At 39.6% G+C, this 24,249-nt stretch carries 24 protein-coding genes, 2 tRNA genes and 2 pseudogenes; 14 read left to right on the plus strand and 14 right to left on the minus strand.

The window, feature by feature from the left end; all coding sequences use genetic code 11:
• Window positions 1–137: 137 nt before the first annotated feature.
• On the plus strand, window positions 138–1,319 hold the full coding sequence (locus ACE01R_RS02650) for a S1C family serine protease (protein ID WP_395545709.1): 1,182 nt from the start codon (window positions 138–140) through the stop codon (window positions 1,317–1,319).
• A gap of 278 nt (window positions 1,320–1,597) precedes the next feature.
• Here the strand turns inward: ACE01R_RS02650 and ACE01R_RS02655 are convergent.
• A tRNA-Asn gene (locus ACE01R_RS02655) sits at window positions 1,598–1,673 on the minus strand.
• Between the two features lie 238 nt (window positions 1,674–1,911).
• Here ACE01R_RS02655 and ACE01R_RS02660 point away from each other — a divergent pair.
• A complete protein-coding gene (locus ACE01R_RS02660; protein ID WP_395545711.1) occupies window positions 1,912–2,370 on the plus strand; it encodes a hypothetical protein in 459 nt (152 codons plus the stop codon).
• 60 nt (window positions 2,371–2,430) lie between these two features.
• On the opposite strand, the gene ACE01R_RS02665 is transcribed toward ACE01R_RS02660, so the two are convergent.
• Window positions 2,431–2,862 (minus strand): PaaI family thioesterase, encoded by a 432-nt coding sequence (locus ACE01R_RS02665; RefSeq protein ID WP_395545713.1) that lies wholly within the window; start codon window positions 2,860–2,862, stop codon window positions 2,431–2,433.
• Window positions 2,863–3,061: 199 nt separating this feature from the next.
• Here ACE01R_RS02665 and ACE01R_RS02670 point away from each other — a divergent pair.
• Window positions 3,062–3,477 (plus strand): annotated as a pseudogene (locus tag ACE01R_RS02670) (GFA family protein).
• Between the two features lie 125 nt (window positions 3,478–3,602).
• Window positions 3,603–4,454: a DMT family transporter gene (locus tag ACE01R_RS02675; protein WP_395545717.1), complete on the plus strand. Its 852-nt coding sequence runs from the start codon at window positions 3,603–3,605 to the stop codon at window positions 4,452–4,454.
• A gap of 118 nt (window positions 4,455–4,572) precedes the next feature.
• Here the strand turns inward: ACE01R_RS02675 and ACE01R_RS02680 are convergent, their stop codons facing one another.
• The 3 genes from ACE01R_RS02680 to map all read right to left on the minus strand — a co-directional run bounded on the left by ACE01R_RS02680 (window position 4,573) and on the right by map (window position 7,523).
• Window positions 4,573–5,799 (minus strand): pyridoxal phosphate-dependent aminotransferase, encoded by a 1,227-nt coding sequence (locus ACE01R_RS02680; RefSeq protein ID WP_395545737.1) that lies wholly within the window; start codon window positions 5,797–5,799, stop codon window positions 4,573–4,575.
• A gap of 315 nt (window positions 5,800–6,114) precedes the next feature.
• Window positions 6,115–6,534, minus strand: coding sequence for a hypothetical protein (locus tag ACE01R_RS02685; RefSeq protein WP_395545743.1), 420 nt, complete (start codon window positions 6,532–6,534; stop codon window positions 6,115–6,117).
• Between the two features lie 161 nt (window positions 6,535–6,695).
• The gene (gene map / locus ACE01R_RS02690; protein WP_395545745.1) at window positions 6,696–7,523 is read right to left on the minus strand and encodes a type I methionyl aminopeptidase; all 828 of its coding nucleotides are present in this window, start codon (window positions 7,521–7,523) and stop codon (window positions 6,696–6,698) included.
• A gap of 207 nt (window positions 7,524–7,730) precedes the next feature.
• On the opposite strand from map, the gene rpsB reads away from it, so the two are divergent.
• From rpsB to ACE01R_RS02720, 6 genes are all read left to right on the plus strand, one after another.
• Window positions 7,731–8,483, plus strand: a complete 753-nt coding sequence (rpsB, locus tag ACE01R_RS02695) for a 30S ribosomal protein S2 (RefSeq protein WP_086175302.1) — start codon at window positions 7,731–7,733, stop codon at window positions 8,481–8,483.
• 139 nt (window positions 8,484–8,622) lie between these two features.
• Window positions 8,623–9,498 (plus strand): translation elongation factor Ts, encoded by an 876-nt coding sequence (tsf, locus tag ACE01R_RS02700; RefSeq protein ID WP_395545747.1) that lies wholly within the window; start codon window positions 8,623–8,625, stop codon window positions 9,496–9,498.
• Between the two features lie 213 nt (window positions 9,499–9,711).
• Window positions 9,712–10,248 (plus strand): DUF3465 domain-containing protein, encoded by a 537-nt coding sequence (locus tag ACE01R_RS02705; protein ID WP_395545749.1) that lies wholly within the window; start codon window positions 9,712–9,714, stop codon window positions 10,246–10,248.
• A 66-nt stretch (window positions 10,249–10,314) separates the two neighbouring features.
• Entirely contained in the window at window positions 10,315–11,148 is an 834-nt protein-coding gene (locus ACE01R_RS02710; RefSeq protein ID WP_395545762.1) for an AraC family transcriptional regulator, read from the plus strand.
• A gap of 69 nt (window positions 11,149–11,217) precedes the next feature.
• On the plus strand, window positions 11,218–11,919 hold the full coding sequence (locus ACE01R_RS02715; RefSeq protein ID WP_395545766.1) for an AzlC family ABC transporter permease: 702 nt from the start codon (window positions 11,218–11,220) through the stop codon (window positions 11,917–11,919).
• Between the two features lie 3 nt (window positions 11,920–11,922).
• Entirely contained in the window at window positions 11,923–12,240 is a 318-nt protein-coding gene (locus ACE01R_RS02720; RefSeq protein ID WP_395545795.1) for an AzlD domain-containing protein, read from the plus strand.
• A gap of 130 nt (window positions 12,241–12,370) precedes the next feature.
• Here the strand turns inward: ACE01R_RS02720 and ACE01R_RS02725 are convergent, their stop codons facing one another.
• The 7 genes from ACE01R_RS02725 to ACE01R_RS02755 form a co-directional block, all read right to left on the minus strand.
• The gene (locus ACE01R_RS02725) at window positions 12,371–12,790 is read right to left on the minus strand and encodes a DUF962 domain-containing protein (protein ID WP_395545846.1); all 420 of its coding nucleotides are present in this window, start codon (window positions 12,788–12,790) and stop codon (window positions 12,371–12,373) included.
• Between the two features lie 180 nt (window positions 12,791–12,970).
• Window positions 12,971–13,579, minus strand: a complete 609-nt coding sequence (locus ACE01R_RS02730) for a septal ring lytic transglycosylase RlpA family protein (protein ID WP_395545871.1) — start codon at window positions 13,577–13,579, stop codon at window positions 12,971–12,973.
• Between the two features lie 286 nt (window positions 13,580–13,865).
• Window positions 13,866–14,867, minus strand: a complete 1,002-nt coding sequence (mltB, locus tag ACE01R_RS02735) for a lytic murein transglycosylase B (RefSeq protein ID WP_395545877.1) — start codon at window positions 14,865–14,867, stop codon at window positions 13,866–13,868.
• Between the two features lie 925 nt (window positions 14,868–15,792).
• Window positions 15,793–16,443 (minus strand): hypothetical protein, encoded by a 651-nt coding sequence (locus ACE01R_RS02740; protein ID WP_395545879.1) that lies wholly within the window; start codon window positions 16,441–16,443, stop codon window positions 15,793–15,795.
• 26 nt (window positions 16,444–16,469) lie between these two features.
• Window positions 16,470–17,285 (minus strand): NADPH-dependent 7-cyano-7-deazaguanine reductase QueF, encoded by an 816-nt coding sequence (gene queF, locus ACE01R_RS02745; RefSeq protein WP_395545881.1) that lies wholly within the window; start codon window positions 17,283–17,285, stop codon window positions 16,470–16,472.
• The gene (locus ACE01R_RS02750; protein ID WP_086195004.1) at window positions 17,285–18,058 is read right to left on the minus strand and encodes an ABC transporter permease; all 774 of its coding nucleotides are present in this window, start codon (window positions 18,056–18,058) and stop codon (window positions 17,285–17,287) included. The genes queF and ACE01R_RS02750 overlap by 1 nt, the downstream gene beginning before the upstream one ends.
• Window positions 18,055–18,990 (minus strand): ABC transporter ATP-binding protein, encoded by a 936-nt coding sequence (locus tag ACE01R_RS02755; protein ID WP_395545884.1) that lies wholly within the window; start codon window positions 18,988–18,990, stop codon window positions 18,055–18,057. Before ACE01R_RS02755 ends, ACE01R_RS02750 begins: the two co-directional genes overlap by 4 nt.
• 179 nt (window positions 18,991–19,169) lie before the next feature.
• Here ACE01R_RS02755 and ACE01R_RS02760 point away from each other — a divergent pair.
• Window positions 19,170–19,245 (plus strand) — tRNA-Arg (locus tag ACE01R_RS02760).
• Window positions 19,246–19,409: 164 nt separating this feature from the next.
• On the plus strand, window positions 19,410–20,642 hold the full coding sequence (locus ACE01R_RS02765) for a tyrosine-type recombinase/integrase (protein ID WP_395546201.1): 1,233 nt from the start codon (window positions 19,410–19,412) through the stop codon (window positions 20,640–20,642).
• A gap of 109 nt (window positions 20,643–20,751) precedes the next feature.
• On the opposite strand, the gene add is transcribed toward ACE01R_RS02765, so the two are convergent.
• A complete protein-coding gene (add, locus tag ACE01R_RS02770) occupies window positions 20,752–21,774 on the minus strand; it encodes an adenosine deaminase (protein ID WP_395545887.1) in 1,023 nt (340 codons plus the stop codon).
• 92 nt (window positions 21,775–21,866) lie between these two features.
• Between add and ACE01R_RS02775 the strand changes: the two are divergent.
• Window positions 21,867–21,991, plus strand: a pseudogene (locus ACE01R_RS02775) (integrase); the annotation flags it as partial.
• Here ACE01R_RS02775 and ACE01R_RS02780 read toward each other — a convergent pair.
• Window positions 21,988–22,869, minus strand: a complete 882-nt coding sequence (locus ACE01R_RS02780; protein ID WP_395545888.1) for a hypothetical protein — start codon at window positions 22,867–22,869, stop codon at window positions 21,988–21,990. The pseudogene ACE01R_RS02775 and the gene ACE01R_RS02780 overlap by 4 nt on opposite strands.
• Before the next feature lie 381 nt (window positions 22,870–23,250).
• On the opposite strand from ACE01R_RS02780, the gene ACE01R_RS02785 reads away from it, so the two are divergent.
• Window positions 23,251–24,159: an inovirus-type Gp2 protein gene (locus ACE01R_RS02785; RefSeq protein WP_395545890.1), complete on the plus strand. Its 909-nt coding sequence runs from the start codon at window positions 23,251–23,253 to the stop codon at window positions 24,157–24,159.
• Window positions 24,160–24,249: the final 90 nt, after the last annotated feature.

Here is a 24,249-nt window from a genome sequence, read left to right on the forward strand (position 1 = left end):
CAAAACATATTTTGAATTGTAACTAAAGCATCACAAAACTCTTGAACTATTTTATGTTTCCTGATGTATTTCATTTTACAATGGCGGATAAATTACTTAGTCATCAACGAATTAAAATATTGTTAGAGGAAATTAACGTGCGTCGCACCTTTTCGTGGTTACCTTGGATTTTACTTGTTTTAGTCACTCTTGGTTTTCTTGTTTGGCAGCATTCTCAGAAGCCACAAGCCCCTGTTGCGGCTGACGGTGTAAAAATGCCAAGAGAAAATGTCGAGCCTTTAGTCAATACCAACAGGGCAGGTGCAGTCGAATCTTATAGTACTGCTGTGAAGGTGGCTGCTCCGGCGGTGGTGAATATTTTTACGACCCAGAAGGTGAATAAAGTAGAGCATCCTTTATTAAATGATCCTGCATTTCGTGAATTTTTTGGTGATCAAGTCCCTGAACAGTTTGATCAGGAGCAAAATGAAAACAGCCTGGGTTCAGGTGTTATTGTCCGTGCGGATGGTTATATCTTAACGAATAACCATGTGATTGCTCAGGCTGAACAGATTGTGGTAGGTCTGAATGATGGACGTCGTGCGGTGGCTAAAATTATCGGCACAGACCCGGATTCTGACCTGGCGGTGATTAAGATTGAACTCGACAAACTACCTGTTTTGCCTTTCAAGCTCAGTGGTAATGAAGTCGGCGATGTGGTGCTTGCCATTGGTAACCCGTTCGGTGTGGGGCAAACGGTTACTCAGGGGATTATTTCTGCAACTAACCGTTCAGATTTGGGCATCAACACCTATGAAGACTTCATTCAAACCGATGCTGCGATTAATCCGGGTAACTCGGGTGGGGCACTGATTGATGTCGCGGGTAATCTGATTGGTGTAAATACGGCTATTTTCTCTCAATCCGGTGGTTCACTTGGGATTGGGTTTGCTATTCCTGCGAAAGTGTGTCAGCAAATCCTCAATTCCATTTTGAAAGATGGTCGTGTGGTGCGTGGCTGGTTAGGTATCAGCCTGATGCCAGTGCAACAGGAAAACATTCTTGAACCTAAGCAAACCGGTGTGGTTGTTGCAGATGTGCTTCCTCAAGGTCCGGCAGCCAAAGCGGGAATTAAAAAGGGCGATAAAATTATCCAGGTCAATGGAGAGCTGATTACTTCTGCTTCCCACTTGATTAATTATGTGGCCTTGCAAGCGCCGAACAGCACCATTAAAGTTGAAGTGGTTCGAAATGAGCAACCCTTAACCCTGAATGTGGTAGTAACTGAACGTAAAGCGCAGAATAATAATTCACAATATATTCCTCTACCTCAGCAATAAAACAATCTTTAGATCATCCATATTGAGATGGTGTTAAGGGATAAAAAGCGCATTTCGATGCGCTTTTTCTTTTATGGTTGACTCATATTTCACTGTGAATTTTATATTTCAACATATTTAATTGCGATGTATAGCATGACTTGATACAGAGTGGATCTTTGCAGATTTGACTTAAAAAAGAGGGAGTGGGGATGCTATTTTTTATGGATAACTTAAATAGTTATAGATTATTCAGGCAATAAAAAAGCCCGCTTTAATGCTGCGGGCTTTTTTGTATTTGGCTCTCCAACCTGGGCTCGAACCAGGGACCTGCGGATTAACAGTCCGTCGCTCTACCGACTGAGCTATTGGAGAATCTGCATGCGATTATAAGCAGATTTTACAGGGGGTCAAGCTAAATGTGTCATGATTCCTTAATTTTTATGCCGTATGCTTTTTATTTAAACAACTAAGTCAAAAATCCTAAAAAAGCTTGCACAGCCAAAACTGGCTTGTTAGATTAAATGCATAACAGAACGTTTGAATAAAAGTTCAAACAGTGTGGATTTAAACCAACTTGCCAGCACTAAAATGGCTAAACAGGAGAAAGCGAATGCATACGCTGACGATTGCCGAAATTTTTTCAAATTTATCTTTTTATCAAGACAATTACCTTTCTATCATTCAAGATCCAGCGCGCTATCAGACTGCCGTTGAGGATGCCTATATCCAAGTATGGCCTGTTGGAACCCAAGCCTTGTATCTGGGTGACTTATTGCAGCTTTGGTTTAGCGATAAATGGTTGATTAACTCACCTTGTCAATTACTTTTAGATAGTTATTCCAATGGTCGTAAGCAACCCTTGCAGCGTGATCATGACCTGTATTTGTATCAATTGAATGGCAGTGCCTTATCTGGACGCAATAATTCCAAAGTGTGGTCGGTATCGGAACAGAAGAAACTCTCTGTATCTCTCGATAGCGTATTTAAGTATTTATGTATTTATAAGGGAACTTCACGTCCGGAAGTGTCTTTATCTGCACTCACAAAATCGTTTAAATCGGCTGTTTAATCATGTATTAGCATAAGAGCTTAGGCAATGACTTAAGCTCTAAATCCAGCATATTGCGTATTAACGAATAAGCATACAGGTCGCAGTGGCATGGGCATAAAGTTTGCCATCTTCATCCACAATTTTACCTTCAGAAATACCCAGATTTTTGCTGATATTAATCACTTTGCCTATAGCTAGTAGTTGCTGATCTTTAGGAATGGGGCGGCACATTTTTATATTTAAGTCGATGGTGCCATAACCTACACCTGCTTCCAGCATACTGTGGACGGCACAACCAGTGACGGAATCCAGCACTGTTGCTGCAAAACCGCCGTGTACGCCACCTAAGGGGTTCAAATGACGGCTATCCGCTTTCACTTTGAAATGAATGGTGCCTTCAGCCACTTCATAGGGTTGCATCGACATAGTTTCACTAATACTGGCAGGTGGAATTTTACCCTCACACATCGCTTGTAAAAGTTGCAGCCCAGTCATTTCTTTTGGATTCATCGTCATTATTTCCTTATTAATTTATAAGTTCCAAAAAAGAACTTGTGGTTTAAATTAGCGATCATCATAAAAATGGTCAAGAAATATTCCAGTGCATTTAATTCAATGACAACGGTAGGAATTGTAAGTAAATGCGTGATCGTAGAACGTCAAAGCATAAGCGTGCTATTTTTTAGAAAAACAAAAAATTGATAAAAAGATGCAAGGTCAATGCTTGTGTGGTTCAACCACTTTTGATGTGCATGTTCTTGCGGCGTGACCGCCTCATGTTCAATGTACCGCAGACAAAACAGTGCGATGATGATGAGCATAGATGCCAAACAGGGAAGTTTGGGTTTTGACAGGGATCAGAATTTATCGATCTATCCTTCTTCAGAATGGGCTGAGCGAGGTTTTTGTAATCAGTGTGGGACTACTTTGTTTTAGCGTAGCCGTGATTTTAGCTATTGCGCCATCAATGTCTTTGCTTTAAATGAGCAACCTGAAGATTTGAAGTTGGATATGAAAATCTATATTGATCATAAACCAGAGTTTTATAATTTTGCCAATGATACCCAAAAGCTGACTGAAGCAGAGGTGATTGCGTTGTTTTCTAAAGCTCAAGAAGAAAAATAATGGTTGATGAATATCAGGGGATTTGCTTATTTGTGTTTTTTATAAATTGAATCAGCAAATCTCTATGGATTTAAAAAGCTAGATTGGCTATATCTAAAGCAGGTTGTTGATAGGGATGCTCAACCATGCTGTTTAAAATCATGATTGCCATGCTGGCTTTTGCTGCCAATTCGGTTTTATGCCGTTTGGCATTGGCAGGCCAGCAAATTGACCCGATGAGTTTCAGTTTGATTCGTGTCTGTAGTGGCGCCGTCGTTTTATTGGTGCTTTACCTGTTTTCTGCACAAAAAGCCAAAATTGAATGGAGTGTTAAAAACGGATTTTTTCTGGCGCTGTATATAGTTGCTTTTTCATTGGCCTATTTGCATCTTGATGCAGGTGTCGGGGCATTGCTGTTATTTGGCACGGTACAGCTAAGCATGGTTGGCTATGGTCTATGTCATGGTGAAAAAATCAATATGCGCCGAGGTGCCGGATTGTGTATTGCCATTATCGGTATTTTCATTCTCTTACTGCCGGGCGCAGCTGCACCAAATTTAATTTATGCGGCCATTATGGTGCTTTCAGGAATAGGTTGGGCTATGTACAGCATTGCGGGTAAGAAGATGCAAAACCCGTTGGCAAGTACCTTGGCCAATTTTGTTATGGCGATTCCTTTTGTACTGCTGGCTTATGCTGTGTTTTACACAAAAAGTTTTGCATTGCCTCAAGGTGTACTTTTGGCGGTGCTGTCAGGCGGTTTGGCCTCAAGCGGTGCCTATGTACTTTGGTACGTCATTGTGAAACAGATTGACCGTGTCACAGCCAGCAGTGTGCAGTTATCTGTGCCGTGTTTAGCGATTATGGGTGGTGCGCTGTTTATTGGCGAGGCGCTTAGCTGGCGCATTATTATGTCTGCCATCATTGTTCTAGCGGGAATAGCATTGGTAATTAGAACCATGCCTGATCAGACGCATGCGAAGAGCACATTGCAATAATCAAAATGTGTTTAAAGCAGAATTAATCTGGATTTTTTAGGTTTTAAAAGATAAATCCTGAGATAAAAAAACCCGCGAAAATCGCGGGTTTTTTTTATCTTACTTTAGAAAAAGCAGATTATTTTTCAGCAGCAATTGAAGCAATCGCAGCGTCAACGCCTTCGATTGAATCAGCCGCTTTCTTGATACGAGCAAGTGCATCTACAAGAACTTCGTCAGCAGTTGCATATGAAATACGCATGTAACCGCCAAGACCGAATGCATCACCAGGAACAACTGCAACACCAGTTTCTTCCAATAACCATGCAGAGAATTCTGTGCAAGATTTTAAGCCTTTGGCACGAATCAATGGGCGGATGTTTGCATACGCATAGAATGCACCATCAGCAGGTAAGCAAGTAATACCATTGATGTCATTCAAGCCTTTCACAACCAGGTCGTGACGACGTTTGAATGCTTCAATCATTGGCTCAAGAACGTCTTGAGGGCCATTCAATGCAGCTTCAGCAGCAACTTGTGAAATAGAAGTTGGGTTAGAAGTTGATTGAGACTGGATTTTTTTCATCGCACCAATCAGTTTAGCAGGACCCGCTGCATAGCCAATACGCCAGCCAGTCATTGCATAAGCTTTAGATACACCGTTAAGTACGATTACGCGGTCGTAAAGGTCTGGTGCAACAGTTGCGATGTTGTAGAATTCGTCGTCCCAACGGATTGGTTCGTACATGTCATCAGACGCAACCAATACTTCTGGATATTTACGAAGTACTTCAGCCAAAGCTTCTAATTCAGCTTTAGTGTAGATCATGCCTGTAGGGTTAGATGGGCTGTTAAGCACCACTAAACGGGTTTTGTCAGTGATTGCAGCTTCTAATTGAGCAGGAGTGATTTTGAAACGTTGTTCTTCACCACATTTCACGATCACTGGAACACCTTCAGCGATGATTACCATGTCTGGATAGCTTACCCAGTATGGTGCAGGGATGATTACTTCATCACCTTTGTTTAACAAGGCAAGTGCTAAGTTAAAGAATGACTGTTTACCACCGCAAGAAACCAAGATCTGGTTTGCAGCGTAATCAAGATTATTATCGCGTTTTAATTTCGCAATAATTGCTTTTTTAAGACCTGGAGTACCGTCAACAGCGGTGTATTTTGTGAAACCGTTGTTAATAGCTGTAATTGCTGCATCTTTGATGTGTTGTGGGGTGTCAAAATCTGGTTCACCTGCACCCAAACCAATTACGTTTTTACCAGCAGCTTTAAGTTCAGCAGCTTTGTTGGTAACAGCAAGTGTAGGGGACGGTTTGATGGCATTTACACGATCAGAGAGACGTACGTCCACGGCAGTATTCCTTCTTATAGGGATTAAAAAATAAAAAGCACACTATCTTAGCTTAAATTGCGCCAAAAAGGGGAGCTCCAATGTACCAATATTGGAAAAAGTATTTAATCAGATTGAATAAACCGAGCAAGAACGATAAATAATTGAGTAGCTTAGTTTAAATAAAAGAGCTGAAAATGATTAAAAAATGACATTAAAAAGGAATATTTTAATGTGAATGACTAAGTGAAAAAGAACACTACAATTAGATGAGAACCGATTTAATTGTAGTGTGTGGCGTTATCAAGTTATTACGAGGTTATAAAAAACAAAACATTAATAGGCATAATTCAGGTCGGTGTAATCATTTAATGATTTTTGCAGATGGGTATTAATAAACTCATGTACATCAGCAGTGGTCATCGGTTGCCCCTGTTTGGTAATGACATGTTCAATTGGTTGTTGACCTTGAGCAGTAATGGTGTAAACGAAATTACGCGTCACTTTATAGCCGTCTTCATTTTTTACAATGCAGGTCACATAGAGGTACTGATGCTCAAAATTCAAATCGGTATGTGAAAATACAAACTGATCAAACAGTTTCATATTTTGACCGTTTGCTAAGGCTTTGAGTTCATCCACAATGCTGGCACTAAATTTCATGCCATAGCGTTCAGAGATAGGCTTGTGGTCGATCAGTAAGGAAACGGTATCATCATCATTTTGGGTTACGGTGACATTGCTAAAATCGGACATGGAAATCTCTGTGGTAAATTGGACTGGGCTTTAGTATGTGGAAAATAGACTGAAAATCAATTGAGCCTGGTACAGATTTTCAGCAAAACGTTTCAATGAAGAGGACTTCAAATAAAAATGGCTACATTCGTTGTAGCCATTTAAATCAATTTGAAATGAACTTATTGATTAAAGCGAGACAGGTCTTCTTCTGGACGTGCAGTCAATACTTCAACACCGGTTTTAGTCACTAAAAGGGTGTGTTCATATTGTGCAGACAAACTATGGTCCTTAGTCACCACAGTCCATTTATCCCCTAAAATTTTAGTTTTCCAGTCACCGCCGTTCACCATCGGTTCAATGGTAAAGGTCATGCCTTCTTCAAGCACCATACCGGTATTTGGTTGGCCGTAATGCAAAACTTGTGGTTCATCATGGAACACGGTACCAATACCATGACCGCAATATTCACGTACTACGCCAAAACGTTCTGATTCAACATATTTCTGGATAGCATTGCCAATATCACCAATAGTAGAACCCGGTTTTACAGTTTCAATACCGCGGTACATGGCTTCTTGAGCCACTTTACATAAACGGTCGGCAAGAATTGAAGTTTCACCCCCGACGATATACATCATGTTGGTGTCGCCGTGATAACCATCTTTAATCACAGTGACATCAATATTCAAGATGTCGCCTTTTTTCAGAATTTTGCTTGCAGATGGAATACCGTGACAAACTACGTGGTTGACTGAAGTACAAATGACATGCTGGAAAGCAGGGCGTCCAGGGGCTGCACCATAGCCTAGGCAGGCAGGAATTGCCTCTTGTTTATTCACGATATAATCGTGACAGATTGTATCTAGTTCCAGCGTCGATACGCCCGGTTTGATATGCGGTTTGATCATATCCAAAACTTCTGCCGCCAGTCGTCCCGCCACACGCATTTTTTCAATTTCTTCAGGTGTTTTAATTAAACGGCGGGGAGCTTCGTAAGTACTGTTCATGATCTTTAAAAACTTTTGGAAATTTGTGTGTGACTATGGTATAAATAGCCGCCCATTTTATCAAATGCTTTTTCGTGAATAAATTTCACGGGCTTTGTGCGATGGGGCAATAAAATCCGCACATATATCGACACATTTCTCTGGGTGCTCGCAAGAGTGGAGAATGCGGATATATGGAGGCCTAACCCAAACTTTAAGGTAAAGAAAATGGCAGATTACAACGTAAGCATGCGCGACCTTCTTCAAGCAGGCGCTCACTTCGGTCACCAAACTCGTTTCTGGAACCCAAAGATGCGCGAATACATCTTTGGTGCGCGTAACAAAATTCACATCATCAACCTTGAGCACACTGTTCCTGCGTTAAATGATGCTTTGAACTTTGTTAACAATCTTGCAAGCAAAAAGAACAAAGTATTGTTTGTTGGTACTAAACGTGCTGCTTCTAACATCATTCGTGAACAAGCTCAACGCGCTGGTCAACCATATGTAGACCACCGCTGGTTAGGTGGTATGTTGACGAACTGGAAAACACTTCGTCAATCTATCAACCGTTTAAAAGATCTTCAAACTCAATCTACTGACGGTACTTTCGCTAAACTTACTAAACGTGAAGCTTTAGAACGTACTCGTGAAATGGAAAAACTTGAACGTGCTTTAGGCGGCGTTAAAAACATGGGTGGTTTACCTGACGCATTATTCGTAATTGACGTTGACCACGAATCAATCGCGATTAAAGAAGCTAAAAACCTTGGTATTCCTGTAATCGGTATCGTTGATACAAACTCTAACCCAGACAACGTAGATTACGTTATTCCTGGTAATGACGATGCGATCCGTGCGGTTACACTTTACGCTTCTGCTATGGCTGATGCTATCCTTGCTGGTAAAGAGTACGCTCAATCACAAGCAAATGCTCAAGCTAAAGGCGAAGAAGCTGCTAAAGAAGCTCCAGAGGCTTAATGCGTTTTGACGCAAAATTGTCATTTTTGCGACATGTAATCGTGGCAAATTAAGCGTCGAAAAAGCAAAACGGCCCAGAGAACACTTTGGGCCGTTTTTGTTGAACAGATTCATTTTCTACCGTATTTAGGAGAATAACATGACTGCAGTTACTGCGAGCATGGTAAAAGAATTGCGTGACCGTACTGGTTTAGCAATGATGGAATGTAAAAAAGCATTAACAGAAGCGAACGGTGACATCGAATTAGCGATTGATAACCTTCGTAAATCTGGTCAAGCAAAAGCAGCTAAAAAAGCTGGTAACATTGCTGCTGACGGTGCAATCACGATTGCTCAAGAAGGCAACAAAGCTATTCTTTTAGAAGTAAACTGCCAAACTGACTTCGTTGCTAAAGACGAAAACTTTGCTGGTTTCTCTGCTAAAGTTGCTGCTGCTGCGCTTGCTGCAAACGAAACTGATGCTGCTAAAATTGCTGAATTGAAACTTGAAGATGGTGTTACTGTTGAAGAAGCGCGTATTGCTCTTGTTCAAAAAATCGGTGAAAACATCCAAGTACGTCGTGCGAAAATTGTTGAAGGTGAAAACCTTGCAGTTTACAAACACGGTTTAAAAATCGGTGTTGTTGTGTCTTACACAGGTGATGCTGCGACTGGTAAAGGTATTGCAATGCACGTTGCTGCGTTCAACCCGGTTGCTGTAACAGCTGAAGGCGTATCTGCTGATCTTATCGCTAAAGAAAAAGAAATTGCTGAAGCGAAAGCATTAGAATCAGGTAAACCTGCGAACATCGTTGAAAAAATGGTGACTGGTTCAGTTGAAAAATACTTGAACGAAGTTGTTCTTGAGCGTCAAATGTACGTAATCGACAACGACAAGAAAGTTGCTGATGTTCTTAAATCAACAGCTACTACAGTTGCTCAATTCGTTCGCTTCGAAGTGGGTGAGGGTATTGAGAAAAAAGCTGAACTTTCTTTCGCTGAAGAAGTTGCTGCTGCTCAAGCTGCTGCAAAATAATCTCTGATTATTTGCTAAAAAAAGCCCTCATTTGAGGGCTTTTTTGTGTTTGGTTCAACTTAAATAATCCAATGACATTTTTTAAATAATTGCAGATCAGCCTTTATTTTTAAAAGAAGATGTGAAGATATAGTTTTATAACCATAACTTCGGTCTTTTAATGGATTTAAAGTATAAAATTCATATGGGTTATCTAATACTTATACGGAAAATATGGTAAATAAGACAAATCTGACCATTGGTGGGGTAGTGATTGCATTGGTCGCTGCTTACTATGGCATCGATCTACAACAACAAAAGACAGAAATTTCACAGCAACAAAACTCTACTGAAAATATTGCTGCGGATCATTCATTGAATGAGGGTGTACAGCGCCCATCCGTAGAGCATAAATCATCGAGTTCACTCGCTCCTCATGCAGATCAAGTCATTGCACAGGCGTTTAATAATAAACTTAGTAATATTCAAGTGGAAGGTTTAGGTCAAGTCGTGGCTGTACTTCGGGATGATCATGAAGGTTCTCGTCACCAAAAATTCATCTTGCAATTAACTAACGGGCAAACCCTTTTGGTGGCACATAACATTGATTTGGCGTCCCGCATCGACAATTTACAGAAAGGCGATACCGTCGCGTTTAATGGTGAATATGAATATTCTGAAAAAGGTGGGGTGATGCACTGGACACATCATGACCCGAATGGTCGTCATGTGGACGGCTGGCTAAAGCATCAAGGAAAAACTTATCAGTAGCAGAGCAATTTTGTTCTATACGTGCAGCTGAATCGCAGTATGCTTAAGCTTCAGGAGAGGCTAATCATGCATGACAACAGATCAGGTGAATTTGTAAATTATCATCATGTTCAAGAACTTGATGGACTTGAAATGTTGAAAGCCTCGTATCAGCATACCCAGTTTTCCAAGCATACTCACGAAGGCTACTGTATTGGTTTAATTGATGAAGGCGCCCAATCTTTTTTACGAACCGGAAATCAGCATATTGCACCGCAAGGGGATATTATTTTAGTCAATGCGGATGAAGTGCATACAGGTTCATCTGCTGTTGAAACCGGGTGGTGTTATCGTGCGATTTATCCCACACCTGAAATGATTCAAGATATTAGTCAAGATTTTTTTCATGAAGCGGGCACCATGCCGTGGTTTCCGCAAGCAGTGGTTCATGATGAGGGCTTGGCCGAACAGCTGAATTTACTGTTTGATTTGTTGTTACAGCCGAAAAATATACTCTTTAAACAGAGTTTATATATCTCAACTTTGGCTTATTTATTAAGTCGTTATGGTCAGTCTGTAAAGATTTTAAAAGATTTGCCCGAAGCGCATCGTAAAGTGGTGCTGGTGCAGGAAATACTTGCGGCTGAACCTGAAAAAGAGCATCAGTTAGCCGAGCTTGCGGCTGTGGTGGGCATGAGTCCGTGGCACTTACTGCGCCAATTTAAAAAATTTTCCGGGCTCCCTCCACATGCATGGTTGGTTCAGTTCCGTTTACGTAAATCTTTATCTCTACTTAAACAAGGGTGTGAAATTGCCACTGCAGCACAACTGTGTGGCTTCTCTGACCAGAGTCATTACACCCGCCATTTCAAAAAAGCGTTGGGTTGTACGCCTGCACAATATATTGCGCATAGAATTTAAAATAACAGCAATTTCATACAAGAAAGCCCTTTGCTAAATTTTGCATATTGACTCCAGTGAATGGCAATAATGGAGTCTTTAGTGCAACAGCAAGTAATTCAACAGCAAAGTCTGGTTTTTTTTCGAGGTGTGCAAGACATGCTGCCTCTTTCTGTTGCTGTGATTCCGTGGGGGGTACTAGCAGGCTCTGCCGCGGTGAATGCGGGTCTGACTATTATGCAGGCTGTAGGCATGTCTGCTTTGGTATTTGCAGGTGCTGCACAGTTGGTCAGTTTGAGTATGCTCATGACTGGTGCATCTTTGCTGAGTATTATTTTGACGGTATTTTTCCTGACCAGTCAGCACTTTATCTATGCGCTGAGTTTAAGGGAAGATGTTAAACCGTGGCCGCTCAGGAAAAGACTCTGCATCGGTTTTTTGCTCACAGATGAGTTATACGCAACAGCCATGCTGAAAAAACAGCCTTCGTATGCCTATATGCTAGGAGCAGGTTTGAGTTTTTATGTCAGTTGGGTGGGGTTTAGTTTAGTCGGGATTTTACTCGCAAATACGGTGCCTGATCTTTCAAATCTGCATTTGGAGTTTTCAATGGTTGTGGTGTTCCTGGTCATGGCTGTGATGCTCATTCAAAATCGAGCTGCTATTTATAGTGTGATTGCATCCTCACTGAGTGTTTTGATACTGAGCTGGTTGGAAGTGAGATCTGCCATTTTGTTGGCGGGCTTTGCGGGCATGTGGGTTGCTGCGATCCTTGAGCGTTCGGAGGATTAAAACATGACGTGGTTATTTGTATTTAGCTTAACCTGTGTGACTTTTTTTAATCGCAATCTATTTTTAGAACCGAAAACTCGGATTCGGCTGCCACCTTTTGTGACGCGTATGCTGAAATATGCGGCACCTTGTTTAATGATTTCTATTTGTGTGCCGTTGGTTTTTTTTGAAAATGGCCAGCCCAAAGCTATGCTGCAAAATAGCTATTTTTATGGCGCGATTTTTACTCTGTTTATTACACTTTTTTCAAAAAAGTTGCTGCTGAGTATTTTACTCAGTTTGGGATTTTTTTATGGTCTGAATCTGTTTTTTGATTTTTGACGTTAAATTAGAAAATAAGCAGATAAAACCGCTCAAAAGTGATGAAAAATCACTGAAGAATGATCTTTTTCATCACTATGAAATTTGTATCGCTCTAAATGCTCGCTAATTTCGTTTTTTGGCGTGTTTTTCACTTTGGTAGTGCTTTGCTTAGGTAAGCATCTAAACACCAAATAGGGCCAATCAGGAGAAATTGGAGGTCTTTGAAAAAAGAAGGCTTTTTACCTTCAATTTTGTGGCCATAAAATTGACCTATCCAGGCAAATACAAACAGTGAAATATAGAAACCGACACCTACAGGTAAGATGAAAATCAGCCATGCCATGACCAGGGTAAGTGCAGCCATCGCTACAGCCAACACAAGGTCCAAACGTGCATAGAAAATTAAAGCGAATACCAATACTAGGGCAGTTAGCAAGACACTAAAATGAGCCAAATTGCCAATAATGGAAAAATAGATCGTTGGAACACAGATCCAGTGCAACATTTTATTGGTTTTGTTTTGATGGCTTTCACCATATTCATCAAACCATTCGGTTATTGTTTTCATCATCCACTCCTTTGGGATTTAAGTTTTATAGGCTTATTTTTATTTGAATAAAAATATAAATCAGAATGAAAGACGAGGCAAAATTCATCATTGCTATTTGTAAGTGGCTTTTTTGATCGGCATTAAAAAAGCCACATAAAGTGGCTTTTGCGTCAAATGTATCAGGAGTCTAGCAAGTCCTTATGAATTTGGACCATCCACACGTTCGATATTTACTTTTGCAGTACCTGCATTGGTAATACCGAGTTGTTTTGCAGCGCCATAAGATAAATCTAGAACACGGTTACCATGGAATGGACCACGGTCATTTACTTTTACAACCACACTCTTACCATTGTTTTTATTGGTTACACGAATGTAGCAGTTCAATGGCAAGCTACGATGAGCTGCAGTTAAACCATTCATATCGAATGTTTCACCACTTGCAGTTTTACGGCCATGGAATTGACGACCGTACCAGGAAGCTGCACCAGTTTGACTAAATTTACGTACTGTATTCGATGCGACAGTATTTAGTTTTTCAATCACTGAAGGCTCGTCTGCAGGGATTTCAATTTTTGCTGCAATAGTTTGACGACGAATTTTATCACCAGAACGCTCAGTGATTGAAAGACTATTTAAATTGGAAAAGTGCGAGTTAAACTTTTGAGCATCTTTATTTAACACACGAGTGGCCAAGCGAGAGTTGTCATTATCTGTATTGAATGATGACTGCACCAATTCCGCTTGAGACTGACTCAGGGCAAAAGTGGTGGTTAACGCTAAAATATACTTAATCGATGAATGCATTATTAAACTCCTAAAGACTGCTACTTTTCTTTCAATTAAGCGATTGAAATATAAGCTATCAAGTCTGTTAATTCTCTTTTGCAACTACATTTGACGAGATGGATAATATTCATGCCAAGCTAAAGCTGTCCACTCTTTAATTAAAATAATTACAAAAAGTACAGAAATATACCATTTTTTGATCAAAATATGATCAATATTGTAACATTGTATTAAAAAGGTCCATTTAGTGAGCTATTTTGCAAAAAAAAATCTTGACTTTATTGTCTTTTGGTTAAATCCAGCCTTAACGGCTGGCGATTTCGGTACCTAATTGCCATACAGCTGTGGCATACATTCGACTCTTGTTATACGTAGTAATGACCTGAAAATTTGGATAAGTAATATAGTAAATTGGGCCATAACTATCTTGAAGTTGAATAACATTTACCATATCCAGGTCATCAATTTTCACAATCGGATTGATCGGTTTGATGCCTTGATTTTTTAAAGCACCATAGGGAGTGGGCTGTTCCAAATCTTTGGTAATAATCGAAGTGGGGGTGTTGCCAGTATAGCGGGCAGCAAAGCCGATGGGTTGATTGCGTTGCCATCCGTGTTGGGCCAAATAATTGGCAATAGAACCAATGGCATCTACCGCTGAATTTCTTAAGTCAATGTGTCCATTGCCATCATAGTCCACACCCATTTTGGTAATGTTGCTTGGCATGAATTGAGGATAACCAATTGCTCCAGCATAAGAACCGACTACAGAACTGACGGGCACTCCATCTTTATAGGTCCATGCAATCAGTGCTGCAAGTTCATCTTGGAAATACTGGGCACGGCGTTCATAGCCAAAGCTTAAGGTTGCCAAGGCATCACGGGTAATAAAATTGCCTTTATTGGCACCAAAACCGGTTTCTACCCCTAAAACACCTAAAATGATCGATTGTGGTACACCAAACTGCTGTTCAGCACGGTTTAAGGTGTCGGCATATTGGGTTTTAAAACGTACCCCACGCTGAATGGTGCTTTCAGCCATGAAATTGGTTTTATATTCGTACCAGGGTTTACTTTCACCTGGGCGGTTCATGATATTGATGATATTCGGCAGGTTTTTTGAGCCATTCATGGCCCAATCGACCTGTTCGGCACTCAAGCCATAAGTTTGCATGGTTTTTTGTTTAAAGCTGATATAGCTCGGGTGATTATAAAAATCATTGGCTTGGCAGAAACTGGTAATGGAAAGTGCACCGAGAAGTAAAGGAAGACGTTTAATTCTGTTATAAAAGTTGATACTTAACATATTACTCAAAGTTCCAAAAACATAATCAGTGTGTGTAAATTGACATCACGAGGCTAAAAAACGGTATTGCAAATATAATGACTGAAAATCCATTTCATGAAAGATAACGGAATTTTTCAAGCAGTTAAGATAGCATTGACCAGGGCTGTATCAACCAGTACATATACAAAAAAAGACAAAGATCGTTGTTTTTTGCATAAATCCGTGTATTTGAGGTCGGTTCTCTGAGCTATGCTTTGCGTTCTCAGCAGAAGGGCCATAAATTAGAGATCAGTCTGCTTTAGCCAATCAAGTCTGGTCTTTTGCATCATTTGTAATGATACGTTTTATATAAGCCCAGAATATGAAATTTAGTAACAATTTTGCATTATCAGGCGGTGTTTGCTTGAAAAAACATCAGAATGTTTTGTCCTGTTGGATAGGACTGTGTTGTGAACAAACATCTGATATTTACTTGTGAGGTCAATTGATGTTCTGTTATGGTCTTTTGGGTCAAATCTATAAAAAGAAGCCTATTTGAAGGCAAACCCTGGTGAGAACCTGTGGTCCTTTATGCATTATTTAAAAATTAGAAAATCGCCCTGCTAAACGAAAAATATGCAAGTTCCTCAATTGAATCTTTTATTTATTCGCAGGATTATAAAAAAGTTGAAATAGAGAAAAATTTAAAGCCGAAAAAATAGTAGAGAGAGTGCAATCTAGCAGGATTTAATTTCCCTCATCACTTTATATAGAAATGATTTGCATAAAGCTGGGGGGAGGATGAATGTCCTGCTTCTAACATTCATGTCATAGACAGTAAATCTGTAAAATTGATCAAGATAAATGCCAATAAACAAGGTAATGATTCTCTCATTATTGGATAGCAAAATTTTGCTATAAAAAAACCTGGCAATTGCCAGGTTTTAGATTAAGCTAAACGTGCTCAAGTATGAAATAAGGTATCGTGATATTCAGCCAGTATCAACAGCTCACCTTTGCTTAGATGCGGAATGATTTTTTCCACAGCAATATGAACGGCTTTAATCACGGCAGTAGAACCCAGATCCGCAGCTTTACGCTTGATCATGCCTAAATCGAGGGTCTTATTAAAGTCATTCATGAAATGACGCACGGTCGCTTCCGCAAATTGCTTATATGATTCAGTTAAAGCGGCTTTATTGACGTCATTACCAGCCTTAATTTCCGCATAACTGTGCTTGAGATTAGTCACCAGGCTAGCATCTAAAAGCTCACCTACACGAAAGTTACCTTGCGCGTCTTTAAATAAGCTTTTTTCAGAAAACTCGATTGATTGCTTAACCACATCATTTGAAGATTTACCCAGCAATTGTTTCAATAAAACAGCAACGGTTGACTTGATATAACCCGCCAGTTTTTCAGCGGTATCACGTTTATCGCTGGCTGGAAAACGACGCACAAGCTCGGTCAAAATTGCATCAATGATTTCGTCATTAATCAGCAATGCTGTTTTATCGCGTAAAGGATAAAGCGGTTCGCTGGAATTTTTCTTTTCCTGAGCTGTTTGAATACTGGTTAATAATTCTGCAGAAGGAATAAACCCAAAAAATGGCATGTTAAAAAACCTCAATGTTCTTCATTTTATTGTCGCGCCAAACGAATGGGGCGAGGCATCCATGTCGCATCCGATACACGGCAAGGATTAATGTCTAATCCGCCACGACGTGTATAAGTTGCATATACCATCAGTTTTTCTGGCGCAAGGTTTTGCCAGATGTCGGCAAACATCTGTTCCACACATTGTTCATGGAAACCATTATGCTGACGGTAAGAAATAATATAAGCTAAAATACTGCGATAACAAGGTTTTTTACCCTGATAACGTATAAAAACTGTGCCCCAGTCCGGCTGTCCGGTGACTGGACAGTTACTGCGTAATAAATGTGAATAAAGTTGTACTTCAACTTGTTCACTATTTTCTGTGTCTAATTTTAATAAACTCGCATCTGGATGGTTCTCTAAGCGTTCAGGGCTTAAATCATCAATACAGATTCCTTCAGGCTGAGTAATTTCTAAATCATCGGCCTGAAATAAAGTCAGGGTGGTCGGTGCACCTGCCGCTGCTGTTAAGTCTTTTTCAACTGTCGCAATAAAAGCTTCTTTTGAATCGAATTTGGTAAAGTTCATACTATTAAAGTAGAGCTTGAGCGATTTCGATTCGATCAGGTTGGGTGAGGATGCCGGCAGGGTGATACGACCAATCGCCACCTGAGGAATGCCAGCCGCATTTAACCAGGAAATTTCAAAAACATGCCACCAGTCTTTGCCGTGTTGAATGCCTTCAACATGGGCGTATTTTTCACGCGCAGTGGCACGTGAAATTGGAAACAGAATATCGGGTTGATATTCTGTTGGATAATTGGTGTCTTTACCTAATAGAGAATGTTCTACACTCATTATTCACGCATTCCTGAACCACGAGAAAGTAAATAGTAAGCTATACCGTAAAGTACGGCACAACATAAGGTAATTACAGTCAATGAAATGGAAACATTGACATCACTATGACCTAAAATGCCGAAACGGAAGGCATTCACCATATATACAATCGGGTTAATTAAAGAGAGATTTTGCCAAAACGGACTTAAAGCACTAATGGCATAGAATACACCACCTAAATAAGTCAGTGGAGTCAGTACAAAAGTGGGGATAATCGAAATATCATCAAATGATTTTGCATAAACAGCATTAATAAAACCACCAAGTGAAAATAAAAATGAAGTAATCAGCACTGTATATATAGTGACGAACCAGTTGGTAATATATAAGTCAGTAAAGAACAGGCTCATGGCAGTGACAATGATACCAACCAAGGCACCCCGGCAAACACCACCAATTACATAGCCCCACAAAATCATATGCAGCGGTACAGGACTCATAATCAGTTCTTCAATGCTTTTTTGGAATTTGGCACTAAAGAAACTGGAGGAGACATTGGCATAACTGTTGGTGATCACCGCCATCATAATCAGACCAGGTACAATAAACTGCATGTAGCTAAAGCCACCCATTGTGCCAATCCGTGAACCGACCAAATTACCAAAGATCACGAAATACAAACTCATGGTAATGGCAGGCGGTAATAAGGTTTGCGGCCAGATGCGCATGAAGCGACGTACTTCTTTATGCACAAGAGTATAGAGCGCAACACTGAGTTGATTAAAGTTCATTGCGCGGCTCCTTCAAGATTTTTTTCCACCATTTTTACAAACAGTTCTTCCAGGCGGTTCGACTTATTACGCATACTACGTACTTGAATGCCTTGTGCTTCTAGTAGCTGGAACAGTTCATTCAAGGTATGTGCCTTGCCCATGGTGACTTCGAGAGTCACTGGATCGATCAAGTTAAAGCGCACGCCAATAATTTCCAGATGCAGCGGTTGAATCGGCTCGACCAGATCAAAAATAAATGATTCTTCACTGAGCTGATTCAAGAAAGATTTCATGCTGGTATCTTCTTTAATTACACCGCGGTCAATAATCGCGATGCGACGGCACAGCATTTCAGCTTCTTCTAAATAATGTGTAGTCAAAATGATGGATGTGCCTTTTTCATTCATTTCGGTGAGGAAATCCCACATCGAACGACGCAATTCAATATCAACACCGGCCGTCGGCTCATCCAAAATCAGTAATCTAGGTTGATGCATCATGGCACGGGCAATCATCAAACGTCGTTTCATACCGCCAGAAAGCATACGCGCCTGAATGCCACGTTTTTCCCATAAGCCTAATTTTTCCAAATATTCTTCAGCGCGGCTTTCTGCAATTTTTTTAGCAATACCGTAATAGCCGGCTTGGGTCACCAAAATATCAAAGGTTTTTTCAAACTGACCAAAGTTGAATTCTTGCGGTACTACACCTAGGCATTGTTTGGCTTCTGAAGGGTGGGTATCCAGATTATGGCCAAAAATTTCCACCGTCCCTGAGGTTTTTTTGGTCAGTGAGCTAATGATACTGATGGTGGTTGACTTACCCGCACCATTTGGACCAAGGAGGGCATAAAACTCACCTTCGGGTACCGTTAAGTTGATCCCTTTTAGTGCTTGAAAACCATTACGATAGGTTTTGGATACGTCCCTCAAGGTCAATGCATCAGTCATGAAATTCTCACCTGGTGAATAGTAGGGATATTGTGAGTGATCTTGCTAAATAAACCAAGTAAATAAGCAGGAATTGTCTGTTGCAATTTTGGAACATTGCTCAAAGTGTAAGCACAAAAAATGATGACTTATATATAGTTGCTTTACCTTACTGTTTTTTTTGTTATGATGTGCATCGCGCGCTCATAGCTCAACTGGATAGAGTACAGGTCTCCGAAGCCTGTGGCGTGGGTTCGAGTCCCGCTGAGCGCACCATTTTCCTGTTTGATCACATCCGACTTAATCCTAATATTATTAAAAATTAATAACTTATATCTGTCTATTATCCGATAATGTCCGAAGGCGTTTTAGGATACCGCAAGTTTTTACGGTATTTTTTACGGTACATCCTGTTTTTTGAAAAAATATACCGTAAAAAAATGCCTAAACTCGTTATCAGTCTTACAGACTCAAAAATTAAATCTGCAATATCAATGCAAAAGAAATCATTTGAAAAAAATATTAAGCTTTCAGATGGTGGTGGCCTTTATCTGTTATTAGATAAAAAAGGCGGGGCATATTGGCGTTTTGATTATATTCGACCAATTACGAAGAAAAGAGCCACTATTGCTATTGGTGTGTATCCAAGCTGTACATTGGCATCAGCACGTGCAAAAAGAAGTGAGTTCAGAGAGCAGCTTGCTCAGAATATTGATCCTACCATTCAGAAAAAGCGTGAAGATGAAACAACCCAATATAAAAAAAATACTTTCAAGGTGATCGCAGATGAATACCGTAAAACTGAAGAGTTAGAGCCGAGTACTCAGCGAAGGAATCAATTTGTTTGGGATAAATTATATGCTGCCCTTGGTGATCAAGTCATTACTGAAATAACGCCTACACAAGTTCTGGAAGTATGTCGTATTTACGAGCGTCAAGGCAAAACAGATTCTGCAAAGCGAATGAGAAGCAAAGCATCTCAAGTCTTTCGTTATGCAATCTCTTTAAGTTTGTGTCAATTCAATGTCGCTGATCAAATTAGTCGTGTTTTGAAGGTAGGTAAAACTAAGCACAGGGCTGCTATCACGGACGAACAACAGTTAGGGCAGCTACTCAAAAATATAAATGCAAATGTAGGGCGTGGTGATATTGCTATTGATTACGCTGTGAAAATTTTACCCCATGTATTTGTGCGTCCTGGAGAATTGAGAGGAGCCAAGTGGGCAGACATTGATTTTGAAAATCGGGTTTGGAAATACACTCCTCCTAAAACGAAGAATCAGACCGCATTACAGCATATTGTTCCTCTGTCAGATCAGGTTATCATCTTGTTTAAAGAATTACACCAAATAACAGGTTATACGGAGTATTGCTTTGTATCGATGCGGGATCAGTCCAAAACGATTAGCGAATCGACGATTAATAAACGCTTGAAACAATATGGTTTTGAAAATGGTGAGACGACCGGGCATGGATTCCGAGCAACTGCAAGAACCTTATTGGATGAAGTTTTGAAGTTTCCTATCGAACGTATTGAACAGCAGTTAGCTCATCAGGTGCGTGATATGCATGGTCGGGCATACAACCGTACAAAGTATTTGGAAGAGCGGACGGTAATGATGCAGGCCTGGTCGGATTATTTGGATCGATTAATGGATAAATATGCTAAGTAACCTATACTTAAATTCTAAAGGGAATTGATTGTAAATATTTTTGTAAAATACTATTTTATAAGGTTTTTGTCATTCTTCGAAATTAGGTCATTAGCTGTAGAACAAGTGGTTAATTGATTCCTGAAAAGGCGTTACGCTGCGATACTTTCTCTTGAAGCTGCTGTTTTTCCTGAGCGGATAAAAAGGCGATGCTCAAACCGTTTTGCTGCGCTTGCCGGATTTGTGCTTCGGATAAGCCTGCCTGTGGTGCTGCGTTTAAATATTCATGTTGAATATCAATGCCTTCAACCGCAGGGTCATCACTGTTAATCGTGGCTAAAATGCCATGTTCAAGAAAGGTTTTAAGCGGATGTTGAGCAATATCGGCAATGGTACTGGTTTGCAGGTTTGAGGTAATGCAGGACTCAATCCCGATCTGATGTTCAACTAAATAATCCAGTAATTTTGTATCTTCAACAGCTTTCACCCCATGCCCGATACGGGTTGCACCGAGGGTTTGAATCGCTTGCCAAATACTGCTTGCACCTGCGGCTTCGCCTGCATGGATGCTGATGTGCCAGCCTGCATCACGAGCTTGCTTGAAATGATCAATAAACAGTTCTCCGGGAAAGCCAAGTTCATCACCTGCCAAATCTAGTGCGGTAATCTGGTCACGATGAGTCAGTAAGGCATCTAGTTCTTGCTGGCAGCGAGCCTGCCCAAAGGTACGACTCATAATACCGATGAGCTTAGCAGGAAGATCAAAGTCACGGCTACCTTGCTGAACGCCATCAATCACGGCTTCGACTACCCCAGCCAGTGGAAGTTGATGGCTCATCGCCATATAAAAGGGTGAAAAGCGCAGTTCGACATAGTCCAAACCTTGTTGTGCTGCATCTTGCATATTTTCCCATGCGACACGGCGGCAGGCTTCCAGATCACCCAAGACTTTCACGCCCCAGTCCAGTTTGCTTAAGAAGCTCAGCAGGTCGGGCTGATTGTCCATGACCTGAACATGCGGCAGTAGTTCCGGCAGGATGTTGGCAGGCAGTTGAATCTGAAATTGCTGCCCCAGTTCTAAAATGGTTTGCGGACGGATGTTGCCATCGAGGTGGCGGTGTAAATCGGTGAGCGGGATATTTTTATCAATCATTATTGTTCACCTAAGTGTTTATCCAGTCAAAAAAAGTGTGACGTCCTCACAGCATAATCGCAAGTGGATTTATTCAGCTACTGCATAATCATAAACGCCAGTCGGTTCATGTACTACAGAACCGTATTCGCTCCGCATATAACCGTGCTCAGTACTGGGATGAACGGGTAAGGTTGATGGAGTGGTATGGGGGAATGTGAAGGAATGGATGGCTTAATAACAAGCCTTTCCTTTTTCATCTAGCATCTCATTTTTATAAGCGTTTTCGATCAATTTTTCTAAGGTCTTCGTTTCAGAAATATTCATTTTCTCAGCCAATTGTTCTAACTGTGATTTAGTCTTTTTAGTCAAAGGGAGATGGTATGGTTTTTTAAGGCCACCTTTATCTCTGAATTGTTTTTGTTGCCATGCTTTTTTTAGCAAGTTAATTTCATGTAAATATCTATATTCATCATCAAAATATAGAAAATCCCAATAACTGATTAAATTTTCAAAAATTTCATTATTATTAACTGGGTTGAAATAAGGGTATGTTCTAATTGAATGTTTATCTTGCATATATCCTAATGCCCATTCAATGAAATTTTGATCATTGATATAAGTTTTTAATAAATTTAAAGGATTTTTTTTATCATGTAATATTTTGGATAGTTCTCTAAATTTTTCAACTTTATATCTATTTTCTAATAGTTCAATATGAATCAAAAATAATAATGAGAAATATGGATTATTAAATTTATAAAAACCAACTTTAAGTTGAATATTTTCGTTTATTAGATAATTAATAATAAACCAACATAATCTACTATCCTTTGATAAAAAATTAAGATCATTACTAGGGATATATTGAATTTTATTTCTATGACATTCATTTATAAAATCATTTACATCATTTTCTGTAGCTTTTTCAAACTCTTTTTCAAGATGTGAAGTAATTAATTGAAAGTCACTTCTCGTGTTTAGGAAATTTAAATAATCTTTTTTTCTAGTATCATGCTTTTTTTCCCAGAGATATCCAATCCATATAAGATCTTCTTCTTTAAAATCGTGAAAAAATTGATTGCACAACTTGTAGTTGGGGTGGTCTTTATCCAATATTTTGCATTTCATGATGTAGGAATATTAGTAGTATTTTTAGTAAATATAACGTAGTAACTTTTGTAGTATTTTGCAATACAAAAAATAAAAATCAAGTGCTAATAACGTGTATTTTTTTACATCATACTGAAAAATATGGTTTTCATTCAGCTAATTCTAGCTTTTTAAAACTCGTTCATTCTAGATTTTTATCAATGAATCATTGAATTTAATGTTGTGGGCAAAGTGGATTTAGACGGATTTCATGGTGAAATGTAAGTTCATTGAGTTTTGGTTTTAATACTATCTTATTCCAACTAGAACATCTCATTACAGTAAAAGTTTAAATTTACTTCACTCCCTATCTCTTATGTAACTATCACAAACATAGGTTTAAACATGAGAGATAAGATCAACCAAGCACAACTCATTCTAGATATTGAGAACTTTTTAAAACGACTTAAACGTAGAAGAAAAGTTTGGAATGAGTTTTATGAACAATGCACAGATCTAGTATTGGACTTTGCTGAGATATACGATCCGGATTATGAGTACATAGGTTATGTAAAGTTTTTTATATTCTTATACTATGATTTAAAGAGTATTGATTTTGGATTTGAATCACTGCAGATAGAGTTAACGCGTATTGGATACCGTGATATTAAGTCGTGGTTTATGGATATGGTTGAATGTTTTGAAAAGGATTATGAAAATATTGAGATACAGAAGAATGAAAATCAAAATGAATTAGAAGAATACTGTGAATCTATTATTAATAAATGCAGCAGGATATTGGTTGTACGTGTTGATCTTGGTTATCTTCAAGAATATCAAAATAGAATAACAGTAGATGATCTGTATTTTGATTTGGATAAGCTGGTTAATCGGATTCAGAACAAAGATGGTATTTTTAAGCATGTGCTTGGTTATGCATGGGGATTAGAACAGGGAGGTAAAAGCAAAGGGTATCACTGCCATTTAGGAGTGATATACGATAATGCTTATCGTCACTCAAATGTACGACATTGGGGTGATGAGATTATTAAGCTTTGGAAAGAAATCACAAGTGACTATGGTCAGGGATATAACTGCTATAACAGAGAGCGTGTTGCTGAATTGAGAAATCAAGGCCGGTTAGGTATAGGTGTAATTCACCGCAGTAACCGCAGTGAAGTGAATAACTTTATTGAAGCGATGAGCTATATTGTAGAGCATGACAAACGTACAGCTCAATATCTGCGTATCAAGCCAACTAGCAGAAGGACGTTTGGTAAAGGTCAATTGAGGGATCAAAGATCAAGACGTTAATTGAACCAAATCTCAGATATACATCATCTAGATGAAAACAAAGTTATTTCAACTTTCAGGGCTTGCCAATTGGTAAGCCTTTGTCATTTT

The organism is Acinetobacter sp. BSP-28 (assembly GCF_044130285.1).
GTDB lineage: Bacteria > Pseudomonadota > Gammaproteobacteria > Pseudomonadales > Moraxellaceae > Acinetobacter.

Coding starts and splice junctions, on each gene's coding strand:
- ACE01R_RS02660 (WP_395545711.1), top strand. CDS start 1,912: ATGCATACGCTGACGATTGCCGAAATTTTTTCAAATTTATCTTTTTAT.
- ACE01R_RS02665 (WP_395545713.1), bottom strand. CDS start 2,862: ATGAATCCAAAAGAAATGACTGGGCTGCAACTTTTACAAGCGATGTGT.
- ACE01R_RS02675 (WP_395545717.1), top strand. CDS start 3,603: ATGCTGTTTAAAATCATGATTGCCATGCTGGCTTTTGCTGCCAATTCG.
- ACE01R_RS02685 (WP_395545743.1), bottom strand. CDS start 6,534: ATGTCCGATTTTAGCAATGTCACCGTAACCCAAAATGATGATGATACC.
- map (WP_395545745.1), bottom strand. CDS start 7,523: ATGAACAGTACTTACGAAGCTCCCCGCCGTTTAATTAAAACACCTGAA.
- rpsB (WP_086175302.1), top strand. CDS start 7,731: ATGGCAGATTACAACGTAAGCATGCGCGACCTTCTTCAAGCAGGCGCT.
- tsf (WP_395545747.1), top strand. CDS start 8,623: ATGACTGCAGTTACTGCGAGCATGGTAAAAGAATTGCGTGACCGTACT.
- ACE01R_RS02705 (WP_395545749.1), top strand. CDS start 9,712: ATGGTAAATAAGACAAATCTGACCATTGGTGGGGTAGTGATTGCATTG.
- ACE01R_RS02710 (WP_395545762.1), top strand. CDS start 10,315: ATGCATGACAACAGATCAGGTGAATTTGTAAATTATCATCATGTTCAA.
- ACE01R_RS02715 (WP_395545766.1), top strand. CDS start 11,218: ATGGAGTCTTTAGTGCAACAGCAAGTAATTCAACAGCAAAGTCTGGTT.
- ACE01R_RS02720 (WP_395545795.1), top strand. CDS start 11,923: ATGACGTGGTTATTTGTATTTAGCTTAACCTGTGTGACTTTTTTTAAT.
- ACE01R_RS02725 (WP_395545846.1), bottom strand. CDS start 12,790: ATGAAAACAATAACCGAATGGTTTGATGAATATGGTGAAAGCCATCAA.
- ACE01R_RS02730 (WP_395545871.1), bottom strand. CDS start 13,579: ATGCATTCATCGATTAAGTATATTTTAGCGTTAACCACCACTTTTGCC.
- mltB (WP_395545877.1), bottom strand. CDS start 14,867: ATGTTAAGTATCAACTTTTATAACAGAATTAAACGTCTTCCTTTACTT.
- ACE01R_RS02740 (WP_395545879.1), bottom strand. CDS start 16,443: ATGCCATTTTTTGGGTTTATTCCTTCTGCAGAATTATTAACCAGTATT.
- queF (WP_395545881.1), bottom strand. CDS start 17,285: ATGAGTGTAGAACATTCTCTATTAGGTAAAGACACCAATTATCCAACA.
- ACE01R_RS02750 (WP_086195004.1), bottom strand. CDS start 18,058: ATGAACTTTAATCAACTCAGTGTTGCGCTCTATACTCTTGTGCATAAA.
- ACE01R_RS02755 (WP_395545884.1), bottom strand. CDS start 18,990: ATGACTGATGCATTGACCTTGAGGGACGTATCCAAAACCTATCGTAAT.
- ACE01R_RS02765 (WP_395546201.1), top strand. CDS start 19,410: ATGCCTAAACTCGTTATCAGTCTTACAGACTCAAAAATTAAATCTGCA.
- add (WP_395545887.1), bottom strand. CDS start 21,774: ATGATTGATAAAAATATCCCGCTCACCGATTTACACCGCCACCTCGAT.
- ACE01R_RS02785 (WP_395545890.1), top strand. CDS start 23,251: ATGAGAGATAAGATCAACCAAGCACAACTCATTCTAGATATTGAGAAC.